The organism is bacterium (genome assembly GCA_041649255.1).
Classification (GTDB): domain Bacteria; phylum Hydrothermota; class UBA3073; order JACQXS01; family JAQTXJ01; genus JAQTXJ01.
This window is the reverse complement of record JBAZNK010000007.1, coordinates 89173-104756: the sequence shown is the minus strand read 5'-3', so window position 1 is coordinate 104756 and position 15584 is coordinate 89173. Positions and strand designations below refer to the sequence as shown.

13 protein-coding genes are annotated in these 15584 nt (G+C 35.8%); 6 read left to right on the top strand and 7 right to left on the bottom strand.

Annotated features, from left to right (window positions below; all coding sequences use genetic code 11):
- Window positions 1-16: 16 nt before the first annotated feature.
- The 7 genes from WC614_06340 to WC614_06310 form a co-directional block, all read right to left on the bottom strand.
- Window positions 17-1111: a radical SAM protein gene (locus WC614_06340; protein ID MFA5032619.1), complete on the bottom strand. Its 1095-nt coding sequence runs from the start codon at window positions 1109-1111 to the stop codon at window positions 17-19.
- Window positions 1112-1129: 18 nt separating this feature from the next.
- Window positions 1130-3034 (bottom strand): thiamine pyrophosphate-binding protein, encoded by a 1905-nt coding sequence (locus tag WC614_06335; GenBank protein MFA5032618.1) that lies wholly within the window; start codon window positions 3032-3034, stop codon window positions 1130-1132.
- Window positions 3027-3608 (bottom strand): hypothetical protein, encoded by a 582-nt coding sequence (locus tag WC614_06330; GenBank protein ID MFA5032617.1) that lies wholly within the window; start codon window positions 3606-3608, stop codon window positions 3027-3029. Before WC614_06330 ends, WC614_06335 begins: the two co-directional genes overlap by 8 nt.
- Before the next feature lie 26 nt (window positions 3609-3634).
- Window positions 3635-5209, bottom strand: coding sequence for an N-acetylneuraminate synthase family protein (locus tag WC614_06325; GenBank protein ID MFA5032616.1), 1575 nt, complete (start codon window positions 5207-5209; stop codon window positions 3635-3637).
- The gene (locus WC614_06320) at window positions 5199-6194 is read right to left on the bottom strand and encodes a GDP-mannose 4,6-dehydratase (protein ID MFA5032615.1); all 996 of its coding nucleotides are present in this window, start codon (window positions 6192-6194) and stop codon (window positions 5199-5201) included. The genes WC614_06325 and WC614_06320 overlap by 11 nt, the downstream gene beginning before the upstream one ends.
- A 40-nt stretch (window positions 6195-6234) precedes the next feature.
- Window positions 6235-7020 (bottom strand): glucose-1-phosphate cytidylyltransferase, encoded by a 786-nt coding sequence (gene rfbF / locus WC614_06315; protein MFA5032614.1) that lies wholly within the window; start codon window positions 7018-7020, stop codon window positions 6235-6237.
- Between the two features lie 202 nt (window positions 7021-7222).
- Window positions 7223-8935, bottom strand: a complete 1713-nt coding sequence (locus WC614_06310) for a glycosyltransferase family 39 protein (GenBank protein ID MFA5032613.1) — start codon at window positions 8933-8935, stop codon at window positions 7223-7225.
- Between the two features lie 484 nt (window positions 8936-9419).
- Here WC614_06310 and WC614_06305 point away from each other — a divergent pair, with 484 nt between their 5' ends.
- The 6 genes from WC614_06305 to WC614_06280 all read left to right on the top strand — a co-directional run bounded on the left by WC614_06305 (window position 9420) and on the right by WC614_06280 (window position 15510).
- Complete coding sequence (locus WC614_06305) at window positions 9420-11858, top strand: tetratricopeptide repeat protein (protein MFA5032612.1); 2439 nt, start codon at window positions 9420-9422, stop codon at window positions 11856-11858.
- A gap of 197 nt (window positions 11859-12055) precedes the next feature.
- A complete protein-coding gene (locus WC614_06300; GenBank protein MFA5032611.1) occupies window positions 12056-12337 on the top strand; it encodes a GIY-YIG nuclease family protein in 282 nt (93 codons plus the stop codon).
- A 214-nt stretch (window positions 12338-12551) separates the two neighbouring features.
- Window positions 12552-12710: a hypothetical protein gene (locus WC614_06295; protein ID MFA5032610.1), complete on the top strand. Its 159-nt coding sequence runs from the start codon at window positions 12552-12554 to the stop codon at window positions 12708-12710.
- Window positions 12711-12732: 22 nt separating this feature from the next.
- Window positions 12733-14505 carry a FlgD immunoglobulin-like domain containing protein gene (locus WC614_06290; protein ID MFA5032609.1) on the top strand — a complete coding sequence of 591 codons (1773 nt, stop codon included), beginning with the start codon at window positions 12733-12735 and terminating at the stop codon, window positions 14503-14505.
- Window positions 14506-15073: 568 nt separating this feature from the next.
- Window positions 15074-15286, top strand: coding sequence for a type II toxin-antitoxin system HicB family antitoxin (locus WC614_06285; GenBank protein ID MFA5032608.1), 213 nt, complete (start codon window positions 15074-15076; stop codon window positions 15284-15286).
- Window positions 15283-15510 (top strand): type II toxin-antitoxin system HicA family toxin, encoded by a 228-nt coding sequence (locus WC614_06280; GenBank protein ID MFA5032607.1) that lies wholly within the window; start codon window positions 15283-15285, stop codon window positions 15508-15510. Before WC614_06285 ends, WC614_06280 begins: the two co-directional genes overlap by 4 nt.
- Window positions 15511-15584: the final 74 nt, after the last annotated feature.

Here is a 15584-nt window from a genome sequence, read left to right as displayed (position 1 = left end):
TCGAATTATGATAATATCACAGTGACTTATTAAACGGAATTTCCGTTATATCTTCGCTCGTAAAAACGTCCGTATATAGAACCGGCAATGGTTTATTATATACCTTATTCACTATATATTTATTAATAAAATTTCTATCTTCAGCGATAAGGCAAGTATCAACATATTCGCCAAAATATTTAATATTCAAACCTGTTTGAATGATTTCCCGCAAGGATTGCTTAAAAATGTTACCCAAGGAAACAAAAATATACTGGCAGGGCAAAACATCACCATACTGAGTAACGCAGACCATCCCCTTTACAGCCGTGCATCCCAAGTTAAGTCCATAAGCAGGCGTTAAGTGGTTGAAAATCTTATGCTTCTTTTCCATATCCTTTACATAATCAAAATCTTCACGATTAATCAATACGTCAAAATTTCCTTGCCATGCTCCAACGGGCTTTGCAAAAGTCAAAAAAACGCCAATATCTCTACTGTTAAAATACTTGATAAATTCAATAAGTTCATCGGAATACAAGCGCTGCTTGGTTACCACAGTGCTTACAAAAACCGCTAACCCGGCTTTACGTGAGGCTTCAACTGCCTGAAGCGCTTTTGTATGTGACCCTTTTCGTTGGCGAAAAGAATCATGTTCTTCAGGATTAAGGCTGTCAATACTAATCTGAATTCTATCAACTCCTATGGCTTTCAAATGTTTTGCGCGTTTATCATCAAGTAACCAGCCATTAGTAACACTGTTGATATAGAACTTTTGTGGGTCAATCGCCTCGACTATTGCATCATAATCTTTGTTGACAAAAGGCTCACCCCCATTGATCTCAAAGCGGGCGAGTCCCAGTTCATCGGCTTGTCGTGCTAAATCTTTGACTGCTTCGGGTGTCATAATACGACGATTGCCTATTCTTTGTCCCTGCAAACCTTTTATTGAACAATGTTGGCAAGTCATATTACAGCTATAATTGTATTGTATCTGAACTATTGCAATACTTTCGCCACGCCGAACTTTTTCATCAAACTTAAGGATTTTTTCATAAACGTAGGGTTTTTCTTTTTTTAGAAGACTTCTTTTGTTATTCTCGTCCTTTGAATTTACCGTTTGTATAATCATAAAATCGTTAAATATGTCTTATTTTTCTATAGGTTTTACAATCATATTTGCTTTAAACTCTTTTCTATTTAAAAATGGCCATAGGTCTTCCATAGGTTTTGAAACTATTTTGCCATTCGACTTAATTTCTGATGATATTTTAGGTTGAGTTAAGAAATCAGGGTTTACGATAACTTCACATATAACCGGTCCATCATAATTGAGCATCGTGTTAATTTTTTCTTCCATCTTATCCTGATTATTTATTTTAAATGTTTTTAATCCATAAGCGTTTGATATTTTTATTGTATCCGGCAATGTTAAGCCACTGGAAGGGTCGCAAGCTACCAGATTGCCATTAAAATATCTATTTTGAGTAGTTCTGATTGATGCATAAGCATTATTATTTAAAACAAATAATTTTATTGGCAGTTGATATCTTTTCAATAATTCCAATTCCTGAATGTTATGTTGAAGTCCCCCATCCCCTATTAAACAAATAGTTCTTTTTTTGCCACTCGCAATACAAGCACCAATACTTGCAGGTAGTCCAAATCCCATTGCCCCTAATCCCGGAGAATTAAAAACTCTTTGACCTTTTTTTACTTTAAAAGCTTGTAAAGTTATTTCACTACAACTACCTGAACTTCCCGGAATAATCACATCGTTATTAGTTAATAATTTTGATAATGTTTCAACTAATGCATAAGTATTTACATATCCTTTTTCTTTTTTCGACGCTCCGCCTGAGGTAGACGGATGTTCCATATATTCAGATAGGACAACCGGGTACTTTTTCTTCCAGTTTTGACATCTTTTGAGCCATTTTGAAGTATCTATCTTTATTTTATTACTCTGTTTTATAAGAGCATTCAAGAAAATTCCTGCATCAATATTAAAAGCAATATCAATTTTAGTCGTTACTTTATTTATTTCATTTTTATCAATATCAACAATAACTTTTTTAGCTCCTCTGGCGAAGTTATTATAACTAAAAGCTATTTGTCCCACATCCAAGCGGGCACCGATACAGATTATTAAATCTGCATTCTGTTGAGCGAAATTAGCTCCTCTTTGGCCAATAGAACCGGGTCTACCAATATACAAGTCGTTATCTTCAGGTAAAATATCTAAAGCTCTCCATGTAGTTAGAACGGGGATCTGTAAAATATTTATAAGTTTCCGAAATTCTTCTATCCCATTAGCAAGCCTTACTCCGTTTCCAACAAGTATTACCGGTCTTTCGGATTGATTTAATAATCGGATTGTTTCGGTTGTTTTCTGTGTAAAATCTTTGACAGACAAGTCACCGCTCCGCCTAAGGCGGATTCCAAATGTCTCCTCCAAACAAAAGGAGGACAAGTGTCCTACCACTTTTGTCGATTTAAACCCAATTAATTTATTTTCATCAATAATTGCCCCTTGCACATCTAAAGGTATATCAATCCATACAGGGCCAGGGCGTCCTTCTTTTGCTAAATAAAAGGCTTTTTCAAGATGAAATTTTATTTCATCAGGTTTCATAACAGTAACTGCATATTTAGTAATCGGTTTCACTAATGAAATAATGTCTACTTCCTGAGGTCCCATTTGACGAACACCTTTCCCAACAAGCAAGTCCGATCTTTTAACTTGACCGGAAATAATAAGCACAGGGACAGAATCAATCCACGAAGCAACAACCCCGGTAATGGCATTAGTTCCTCCGGGACCGGTAGTTACAAGAGCTACCCCTATATTATTTGTATATTGACTATAAGCGTCTGCAGCAATAGCAGAGGCTTGTTCATGCAAATTGGCAATAAATTTCAATTTCCGATTTTTACCTAAAGAATCGACGAGATGCATACATCCGCCCCCGGGAAGCATAAAAACATATTTTACGCCAATACTTTCAATAAAATTGAAAACAAAATCCGAAAGTTTGCTTAATTTTTTATTCATTTGTTGTCAATAAATCTAAAATCTCAGGTAAAGTTAATTTCGCATTATTCCACGGTTGAGAGACCAGATACGATTTTATTCCTAATTTCTTTGCACCTTCAATATCATCGGTTTTATCATCAATAAAAAAATCCGCTTTCCCGAACCATTTCAAATATTCTATTTTATCTTTATCATAGCTTGGCATATATACTTTTGGGCGAGCGGATGGTATAAAACTGACCGTTCTAATCCATTTCCCAAAATAGCACAAAACCCATTCCACTGCCGCAGAAACCGTATGAGTTGGTCTTCCGGTTAATGCTATATGTCTGAAGTTCTCACCGTATTTTTCAAACCACTTTATTACTTTTTTGTCCGGTTTCATATTTCTTGCTTTATCAGAGTTTCTGTATTCATCCAGCAGTTTAAAGTAATCTTCTTTTTTTAGGTTTAACAATTCATTCGGTGGATTACTTGTCAGATTTTTATAACTTAAGTGACATCCCCGATTCGACGGCAGCCAGATATTTTCGAACCAGGATTTCATCAAATCATTAAGTACATCATCAACATCCCATATAATTGTCTTCACTTTTAATTTATACCTATAAATTCAAACTACTCTATCCAATAGCTTAGGAAGGTTTTACGGTTCTTATTTTTTAATATTGTTTTGTCCGTATAATAAGAATCATCCTTATAATGTGTAGATGAGATTTCTTCAATTATAGCGCCTGTTTTTGTGGTAAAACTATGTTTTACGTCACGTTTTATCGTTATAATTTCCCCCGAACCGTATTTTTTTTCTTTTCCGTCAAGACTCAACAAAATATCCCCATAAATAACGACAAAAGTTTCTTCTTTTTCTTTATGATATTGTTCAGGGTGTTTTTGATTAGGCAGAATAATAATTAATTTTTTACAATATTCCCGGTTAACCACCGTAGTCATAGTAATTCCGTATTCATCAAAACGGTCAATTCCGTAGGGATGAGAAATTTCCAAATCCGTTTGACCGGGAACGACTACTTTTCCTTTCTTTAATAATTTCTTTACCTTCTGCACAATTGAATAAATTTTTTCTCTTGTTTCCGTTAGTTTGACATTTTCAGACATTATTGGCTCATTAGCATTAAAATTCTTTTTTGCATTAAATTCGGTATACTTTGACATATCATTGGCAACCACTTGATTATCCTGATTAGGAAATGCAAAAAACGTATTTGATAAATCTATCTTCTCACCTTTCAAAATTTTCTTACTCGCAAAAACGCCACGTTTAAATTGTCTAACGTCTGCCAATTCCTTTTTAGTAAATTTCGCTCTCTCACCACAAATACCGCATATTTGAAGAGCTAAATCGGCAGACTCCAGCCATTTTGAAATTTGTTCAGGAGTTGATGAATAAGCGTTTTTGGGGAATTCTTTTGCAACAACGGTAACGTGCCTTTCAAATACGCTCGCCCCTTTAGCTATCGCAATTTTTATGGAATCAATATTATCAGGGTCTTCATGGGTTGAAAAACCAATTGGTATATTGGGATATCGTTTTACGAATAAATCAATTTGATTTAATTGTAAGTTTTCTGCCTTCGTAGGATACTCTCCGACACAATGCATAATTGCCAATTGTTTTCCTCTATGCTTGAAAAAACTTACTACTTTATCAATTTCATCCAGAGATACCCCGGCTGTTGAAGCAATAATCGGTTTGTTCGTTTTAGCAATTTTTTCCAATAAAAACCAATCTGTAAAAGAACAACTGCCGATTTTAATAATATCAAATTTATGTTTTTCTATCAAATCAACTGAATTTTCGTCAAATGGAGTGCAAATTGAGACAAATCCAAGATTAGTAATTTCATCTTTTAGTTTTTCAAGTTGATTTTCATTCAGGCGGGCTTCTTGAAAACGTTTGACGTATTTTATGTCGGTTTTCGTTTTAAAATCCGGATGGATAAAAGTATCTAAATGTCGATACTGAAGTTTAAATCCAAATTTGAAGCCTCTGCCTGAAAATTTTTTGCTGACCTGATATATTTCTCTAATAATTTTTAAGCCATGTTCAACGTCTCCAATATGGTTATTAGCCATTTCAAAAACAAATAAGTTATTAAAAATAGTATCCATTTTTTTATCTGTAATTAAATGATGTTCGTTTTCTATTTTTGTGGCAGATAAATTAATTTTCACCCTGCTTTAAGGAGTTATTTAAAAAATCTTTATACCATTCGATCGTCTTTTTTAATCCGTCATCCAAATTGTATTGGGGTGTCCAACTTAAAATATCTTTTGCTTTTTTTGCGGACAAATATTGATGTTTTATTTCATTGGGAGCCTGATTTAAAATTTTGGGAGTTAGTTCGCTTCCCATAAGTTTTATAATTTTATTAACCAATTCCAAAACGGTTATCTGGATTTCATTGCTAAAATTAAAGGCTTCGCCCTGGATTTTCAATTTTTCCATTTTTTCAGCAAGTAGTAAATATGATTCTACGGCATCTTCAATATAAAAATAATCTCTGATAAGCGTTCCATCGCTTCTTATAATCGGAGATTCATTATTAAATACGGAACGAATTGTCCCGGGAACGATTCTATTAAAATTCAAATCTCCCCCACCATAAAAATTGCCACATCTAGTTATACAAACCGGAAGATTGTATGTATGATAATACGACTGCGAAACTAAATCCGTGCAACTTTTAGAGACATCATAAGGATGTCTGCCTTCAAGAGAGTTTTTTTCGTTATAAGGTAATTTTTCCTGGTCCCCATAAGCTTTGTCACTTGAAGCTACAATTATTCTTTTAACTAACGGATTTCTCCTGCAAGCTTCTAATATGTTCCAAGTTCCTTTTATATTTGACTCAAAAGTAGAAATCGGGTTTCTGTTGGCAGTTGTAACTATAGTTTGTGCTGCCAGATGAAAGACCGTATCAATTTCGTATTCGTTTATAGTACGTTCCAGAAGAAAATAATCTTCTACTTCTCCCCTGACAATATTGATTTTATCGTTAAATCCAGACCAATTTAAGTTTGATTTAGGGACTAAATCTCTTATTAACCCTACAACATTAGCCTCTTTTTCGACCAGAGCTTTAGTAAGCCAGGAGCCGAGCAACCCAGTGCATCCAGTTACAAAAACATTTTTATCTTTCCAAAAATTATTGTTCATTTCTTGTCTCTTGTGACTTTGTGGCATTGTTGTTTTCTTTTTATTTCCAAATTTTCCACGGTGGATTAGGGGATTTCCACAAATTATTTAGTATCCCGAGTTCTCTTTGCGTATCCACACATTGCCAGAACCCTTTGTGCATATATACCATTAACTCCCCACTTGAAGCTAATTTTTCCAGAGGTTCATTTTCGAGATAACAATTATCACCATCTTTCAGATAGTCAAAAACCTTCCTATTGAATACAAAAAATCCCCCGTTGACAAATCCTTCCCTGACCTGAGTTTTTTCGCTAAACTCGACTATTTGTTTTCCCTTTATAACAAGTTCCCCAAATCTCGACAATGGGTTCACACCCGTAATTGTGCCTATTTTCTTATGCGACTTATGAAATTCAAGAAGGTCTTTAACATTTATATTTGCCACACCATCTCCATAAGTCAGCATAAATACATCGCCATCAATATATTTTTTTATTTTCTTCACTCTCGAGCCGGTTTGCGCATCTTCGCCTGTTTCTGCAAAAGTAATTATCCAATCCTTTTCCTGAATTTGATTATGTATTTTAATATCCTTTTTACCTAAATTCAAAGTTATATCACTATTTATTGTTTCATAGTTAAGAAAATACTCTTTTATCATCCGACCTTTATATCCCAAACACAATATAAACTCATTAAATCCATAGTACGCATACGTTTTCATTATATGCCATAGAATTGGTTTCCCACCAATCTCCACCAAAGGTTTGGGAGAAGTTTCTGTCTCCTCTTTAAGTCTTGTTCCTCTACCGCCACATAATATTACTACCTTTGGTTTTAGCATTTTTAGAATATTATTTTGTTAAAAATTTTTGTCAAGTTTTCAATTTATTCCCTGCCACAAAGGCACAAAATCACGGAACAAGATTGCACAGAACAAAAAGACGCTGAGAACGCAGAGAAAAAATAATAAATAAAATTTAGAATTAACAAATAAATAAAAGAGTTTCCCCATAGAGAACAGAGAGGAAAAGCAAAGAAAGGAATTATTTTATGTTATTGTATATAATTTGGGCACGGGAATATTCTCTTTGAGCAAGGACTTGTTCCCCGTATCTTTCATAAATTTGTCCAAGTTGTAGATGTGCCCAAACGTTGTCTGTTATGTCGTATACAAATATGCTGTAGCCTATTTTTTTTACGGGTTTATATTTCCGAAGCCAGCCCAGAACATTATGGTCCATAAAATAGACGCCCGTTAGTTGAGTAACGCTTACGGCTAAATATTCTTTTTTGGGAGTCAAGGAGTTAACAGTTGCTCCCCTGTAATCAATAAGAGGGATGCTTATGAAACTCTGAAACCTTGGAATATAATACCCCGGAGGAGGAGTCCCAAAATAACAAAGTATGACATCACTTACATCTTCTTCTTTGAGAAAAGTCCCCAGCCTCTTTAAGTCCTGTCCCCAGTCAATATTACAATCACTCAGATATTTCCATCCATTATCAGGTCCGCCAATAAATTCATTAAAATACGCTAAATAATGGGGAAAAATCTTTACCTGAGAAAACACGCCCCATCCACAAAGAATAAAAAAAGCAACTAATCCTGCCTGTCGGCAGATGATTAATTTACATTGTTTGAAAACAAAATTTATAACGTTGCCTGCGCAAAGGAATAAGAAAGGATATATGGGAAGCATATATCTTAAGCCAAGTTGTTTGTTACTGAATGAAGAAAACAAAAAGAAGAAAATTATAGGAATATAGATAAAGTATATATCTTTATGTTTTCGGCAAAGCCATAAGCCACAGAAAATAAACAACAAAGACGGTATTGGTGTTTTCAGAAGAAAAGCGATAAGAAAATAATGTCGCCATCCGGTATTACTGTATTTCCCCATAAGAAATGATGCCCCGCCACTAATAGTATGCAACATTTCTTTATACCCATAAAAATATGAACCTATAGAAGTAAACTTATAAACTGCCGCCATAACAAAAAGACCAATCCCGACAGCTAAAAGGAGTGGGCGGAAGATACCTTTCAGGTTTCTTTCTTTTAGATAAAATATTACCCCGATAGCGATATATATTGGAAAAAGAAGAATACCGGAAAATTTAGCAACCATAGCTAATCCCGTACTGGCGCCCCAGAAAACGGCATTGAGCCAACCTGGTTTTTTCAGAAATTTCCAGAAGGTATATACAGCAAGGAATATAAACAGTGTTGCGCCCAAATCCGTAGTAATAAGGGAAGAATGTGTAATAATATTCGGGCAAAGTGCATAAAGGAACAAAGCAAATAATCCTGCCCCGGGGGCAAAAAGCTGTTTAGTCCATAAAAACAAAAGCAATCCAAGTATGCAGGAAAGTATAACTACGGGAATTCTTCCTATAAAAAGAATTGTATCCGCATCTATTTTATTATTATAAAGGAATGAGAGTCCATAACTCCATACATCGCTTGCATTCCAGGCTTCACGATTTACCGGGAAATCCAAATTTAAGAAAAGCAAAGGCAAAGCGCACAATTCTTCTATCAGGGGGGGGTGTCCCATATTTACGTTCATACGAAAGTCACCTGTTTTTAAATACGAGTATCCTATCGGCAAATGGGCGACTTCATCATAAGTTGCAGAGTTGTTTTTCATACTTAAAACTGTCTGGAGGAAAATAGAAAACAGAAGAATAGCAACAAGAACTATCTGGACACGTTTGTTGGCAGTCAGGCTAAAGTCAAATATTCTTTTTCTCATCTTTATAAACAAGTTACATTAAAGTGTTCCCAATGTCAAGGATGTAAAGTTTAAAACTGAGAAAAAAAATAGAACAGACAGATCAGAAAAAAAACAATACAGATAAGAAAAGATTTGCCACAAAGGCACTAAAGCACTAAAAACAGAGCACAAAAAATAAATTTAGCCACAGAACGGCACAGAAAAAATCTCTTCGCTCCGTTCAGGATAATAATATTAACAGAAAAGCAAAGATTAAAGAACGGAAAAACGCAAAAATTAAAGATTAGGAATGGTTTGAAACCATTTCCTACAAATGGAATAATAGAGAGGAACATGTGCTTCCAACTATCCAATATTTTGATATTTTAGAGATGAACGGATAAAAAATGAGCAAACCTCAGAAGTAATTTTCCCCGTAAAGCTTTTTCTGTAAAATTTTATTGACAAACAAAAGCGTATCAGGATAATGGCTCTAATTTAGTTGTAGACAGGGAATTTTTTAATGAAACTTAAAAAACATTTTATTCCTATTTTTCTTATCGTAGGGCTTGGCATCTTTATATATGCAAACTCCCTAAACAACGATTTTGTTTATGACGATGCCATTTTTATTACAAACAATATTTACATTAAAAAATGGGAAAATCTTCCCAAACTTTTTAATATGGATATATTCTGCGCTAAAGACCTTCCCCAACAGGGTAGAAACGTTGCGTATTATTACAGACCATTACAAGCTTTATCCAATATGTTTGATTATTCATTCTGGCGACTTAACGTTTTGGGATATCACCTGACAAGTCTGTTATGGCATTTACTGGCAGCAATATTACTTTATTTTCTGGTCAATCTTTTATTTAAGGACTTAAAAGTCTCATTAATTGCGGGGCTACTTTTTGTAGCGCATCCCATTAATACGGAAGCGGTAGCTTTTATTGCAGGCAGAACTGACCTTATGGTAAGCAGTTTTTTATTACTTTCATTTATTCTGTTCATCCAGTATAGAAAATTCCCTTTACCAAAACGAAATTATTATTATGCAGGTTCGGTAATATCTTTTATATTAGCGATTCTATCAAAAGAAACAGGAGTAATACTTCCTTTTATATTAATCCTCTATGATTGGTTATTCAGCAAGCAAGAGAAAAACATAAAGTTTATAATTAATCTGTTAAAAAGGTCTTTGGTTTTCATAATAATTGATATTATCTATGCTGCATTAAGATTTTCTATCCTGAATTTCGGTCCATGGTCTCTGAAAAGCGGGCTTAACTTATATCTAAGAATTCTTACGGCCTGCAAGAGCGTTATTCTTTATATTAAGTTACTTTTCCTACCATTCGATTTATATATGGATCGAACTATATCAGCAGCAACTTCCATTTTTAATTTTCCGGTTTTAGTTTCCATTGTCTTACTTATAATTATTGGAATATTGGCAGTAAAGGCATATAAATACAATAAAACCTTATTTTTAAGTATTGTATGGTTTTTAGTATTTCTCTTTCCGACATTAAACGTAGTAACGCAGTTACCGAGAGGGATGCTTGAACATTGGGCATATGTGCCATCCATAGGTATCTTTATAATCCTCGGGTTCGGGATTGCAAAAATTCTGGAATTACCACAGGAAGTATGTCCTTCTTTTATTTCAAACGCAGTATTTATTGTACTTTTAGGGCTTTACAGCGGGTTAACCATAAGACAAAATACCATCTGGAAAGATGAAGCCACATTATGTAAGAATATGTTAAAATATCGCCCCGACAATGTCGAGGCGCACTATAATCTTGGAAGTTATTACTGGAGAAAGGGATTGCTGGACGATGCCATAAAAGAGTACGGGGAAATATTAAAAATAACTCCTAATAATGCAGGGGTACACAACAGCCTTGGAAGAATATATACGGCAAAAGATTCGCTTGATGCGGCCATAGCGGAGAGCAAAGAAGCATTGAGGTTACAACCGGATTTTCCTGAGGCGCATAACAATCTTGGACTTGCTTATGATGCCAAGGGATTATCGGATGAAGCATTAAAAGAATACAAGGAAGCACTGAGATTAGCCCCAAACTCCGTAGAAACCCATAATAATCTCGGGACTTATTATGCGAAAAAGAAGTTACTGGATGATGCCATAATTGAGTATCAAAAAGCCTTAAAACTAAATCCCGATGACATAACAATAATAAATAATCTTGCGTGCGCTTACACAGAGAAAGGCGAATTTGACAACGTTATAATCGAAAATTCAAAACTATTAAAATTAAATTCGAAGAACGTAGATGCGCATGTTAACCTTGGGAATGCCTATCTTAAGAAAGGATTAGTAGATGAAGCAATAAAAGAATATACGACAGCATTGGGATTAAGTCCCACCGGTATAATAGAAATTCATACTAAACTTGGCAATGCTTATGAGGCAAAAGGGTTATTGGACAATGCAATGACTGAATATAAAGAAGTACTCCGGTTAGCGCCTGACAGTGTAAAAATACATAACAGCATCGGGAATATTTACGGTAAGAAAGGAATGCTGGACGAGGCATTAAAAGAATACCAGGAGATAATACGACTGAAACCCGATTTTCCTGATGTACACAGTAATCTTGGGAATGCTTATTATGTAAAAAAGTTATTTGACGAAGCGGAGAAGGAATATAGGGAAGCATTGAGGATAAAACCTAATTATCCGGAGGCACATAATAATTTGGGAGCCATTTATCTGGAGAAAGGATCATTAGATAACGCCATAAATGAATTCATCACAGCGATAAGCTTGAATCCTAAGTATGTGGATGCGCACAATAATTTAGGATATGCCTATGGGAAGAAAGGTTTGTTAAATAAAGCGATAGAGGAGTATAACGAGGCATTGAAGATAAACCCCAACTCCGAGACAGCCAAGCAAAATCTGTTAAAGATGGGAATCAAGCAATAATTAGAACAGTAGGCAGGGAAGGAAAATATTCCATAAAAGGCTCGGGACAATTACAAACAAAGAGACAGAGATTCTTCACTTCGTTCAGAATGACAAACGGTGGACGAGAACAGAATGTTTTTGTCTGTCATCCTGAGCGGAGCGAAGGATCTATTTGTGATAAGATTCTTTGTTAACATTCCTAACTACAAAAAGAGATGAGAGAATATTATGTATATATAATGACCAACAAGTCAAAAACATTATACACTGGCATAACAAATGACATAGAACGAAGGGTATCTGAACATAGAAGCAAACTGATTCGTGGTTTCACAAAAAGGTATAATATTACTAAACTTGTATATTATGAGTCAACAGACGATGTAAGGATAGCAATTGAGAGAGAAAAACAGATTAAAGGCTGGTTACGAATAAAGAAGATTGCTTTGATAGAGTCTGTTAATCCTGAATGGAAAGATTTGAGTCTGTCATTCTGAACGGAGCGTAGCGGAGTGAAGAATCTATTTTTATGAGATTCTTCCTACGCTACGCTTCTGGATAACAAAGCCCTAAATAATAAATTAAGGGCTTGTAATCAGTACGTTCAGAATGTCCAGTGGAACTGAATAAGAAAAGCCAAATGAACTTGTAAACAAAAGGGGGAACAGAGAGATTCTTCGCTACGCTCAGAATGACAAAGGAGGACTCAGAATGACAAACAGGGACGTCAGAAAAATTCTTCTCCTTCACTTCGTTCAGAATGACAGAGTAAATCCAAAAGGCAAGGATAGAAAGAACTTGACAAATAAGGGAAAAAGAAGCATATATATAATAGAATCGCTTAAGAGGATAGTAATTAATTATGAATAAAAAATATTTATGGGGGAGAAAAATGAGAGAAAAAAGAATGAAGTATTTGTTTATATTTATGTTACTTACAGCAGTAGCGGGGAATCTTGCCGCTACAAATATAATTTTATTATGGGATGGGGCAAGCGCTCCAGCTAACTGGAAAAACTGTTCCGGTCCCGGGACAGGGACTTACTATCAAAAATTCATAAGAGGGTGTAACGTAACGGGAGGTTCAGGGGGCGGGCATTCTCATAGTTTTACTATTCCTGCACTTGGAGCTGCGACAGGAACATTTTCGACTCAGGTTGCCAAATCAGTCGGCGGCAGATATTATAATTTAGCCACACATACTCATCCTGCCGGTACACCGGGAGTAAACTTAACATCCTCAACCACATCATATCCGGAACCGCCTTACCGAAATTTTGCTTTTATCACGCCAACAGCCGGAGGAGAGGAACCGTATCTTCCCGAGGGAATTATTGCATTATTTGATGCAAGCGGACCTGACCCGGCGGGAAGCTGGACCGAACAAGTCGCTTATGAAGACGGCAAATTTGTAAGAGGAGATACATTGACTCAAGTCGGGACAACAGGAGGAAACCTAACTCATAATCATACCATTTCAAGTGGAAATTTTATGAGCGCGGGCACAGCGGCTTCAGCCACTTCCGGTAATTATATTTTAAAAAACCATACTCATACTATTACGGCAGGAACTTATTCAACAGACACTGCCGGAGTTGCCGCGGAGCCAAACTATATAACGGTTCGTATCTTTAAGTTAACCAAAGTCGGCGGGGACTATATCCCTAAAAATATGATTGCAATGTTTGATAATACTATTGCCTCAAGCAACTGGACTACCATATCCAACTCTTCGACAGGGGCGCTTTATTTAAGAACATTTAAGCCTTCCTCTACTTATGGAACTACAGGCGGCGGGGGGACTCATACACACCAGATAGGATATGCAGCTTGTGTAGCCGGCAGCAGAAACATTTCGGTTGCTGCCGTTACTGACAATCTGGCTAATAGCAATTCGGTTACAGCAAGCGGCGCAGACGTTACTGCAATCAAGGGAAATGTTTCCGAAACTCATTCTCACCCGGACACGGATTTCGGAACAAGCGCTTCAATGACTACTACTGCCGTTCAAACGGGTGATACTGATGGCCCATGGCCATATTATGCAAATTTAGTATTTGGGAAATCAACCCAATCATTTGCAGTTGAATTTACAGGGATGACGGCTAATTCGGAAATAGGGCGAATAAATCTAAACTGGTTAACTGAAGTGGAAAAAGATAATTGCAAATGGATACTTCAACGGTCTACCACCCGGGAAAGCGGTTATACGAAGATTGTCGAGTTAAGCGCAAAAGGAAAAGGACCGAACAGTTATACATATACCGATTCTACAGTAACGCCGGGACTTGCTTATTGGTATAAACTTGGTGATGTGGATAATGCAGGGAACACTGTATGGCATACGCCGGTATCTGCAGTTGCAAGACTTGAGACTAATTTTCCGATTTCGTTAAAACTTGGAAGTCTTAACCCGAGCAATGGAATAGTAACGATTGATTATTCCGTACCGGGAAGTTCAACGGCTGCTTATGTAAACATTACAATCTATAACTCCGCAGGGCAGGTAGTAAAAGCGCTTGTAAACGAAAGACAGAAACCTGGAAATCATATTGTTTACTGGGATGGGAAAAACAGTAAAAACGAATTATTGAGCAGCGGGGAGTACTTCTGTCGGCTGAAAACAGAAGGGCAGGTGACGTATAAGTTGATAAGGATGAAGTAGAACAGCAAAATTAAATATTCCCAGCAAAGCTGGATAAGAATCCCTAATGGCTAAAGCCAAAGGGTTTCTAAAAATATCAAATATTAAATATACAAATCAACAGAAAAAAATTAGCCGCTAAAACACAAAAAGAAAAACCGCAGAGAACACAGAGGGAAAGATTACCACCCCGCCAGGGCGGGATAAACTCCAGTACGAAAAACTAAGAAACCACGAAAAAAGAAATTTAGCCACAGAATTGCACAGAATAACGCAGAAAATATATCAGGGGATCAGAAAATCAGGATAAAAGGATACAAATCAACAGAAAAAATTTTTAGACACGGATTAGAAAAAAATTAGCCGCTAAAACACGAAATTACACAAAAATTAAAACAACCCATGTTGCAATCCGATCCAGGTAAAACAGGGAATTCCGAGTTAAATAAACATGCGATTATTTTATGAAATCTGCTTTTAATCGGACAAAGGCTGTACAATAGAATAGACAAATGTCTAAAAAAATAGATAAAAATAAAATTGACTTTTGGAGTTTAGGATATATTTTGTCACGAAAAGGGGAAATCTTATGAGATATAGAATTTTAATCGAACAAGATGAGGATGGCGTTTTTGTCGTTGAGTGTCCTTCTTTGCCGGGATGTATTTCCCAAGGGAAAACACGGAAAGAAGCTATTGAGAATATTCAAGATGCAATTGATGGATATATAGCAAGTTTAAAAAAGCATAATGAACCTATTCCGCCATCAATTCAAGAAGAAATTGTTGAGGTCGCAAGTTGAGTAAATTACCAATAATTTCAGGCAAACAAGTTTGCAAGATGTTTGCTAAGATAGGCTACTTTATAGACCATCAAACGGGAAGCCATATTATTCTAAGAAATGAAAACCCACCTTATCGCAGATTAACAGTGCCAAACCATAAAGAAATTGCTAAAGGAACTTTGAGAGCTATTATACGGCAAAGTGGATTGACAGCAGAGGAATTCAGAGAATTAATGGAATAGACTGAACTGTTTGCTGTGAGATTCTTCTTCAAAAACCTACCAAGAATATGCAAACAGGGACGTCAGAAAAATTC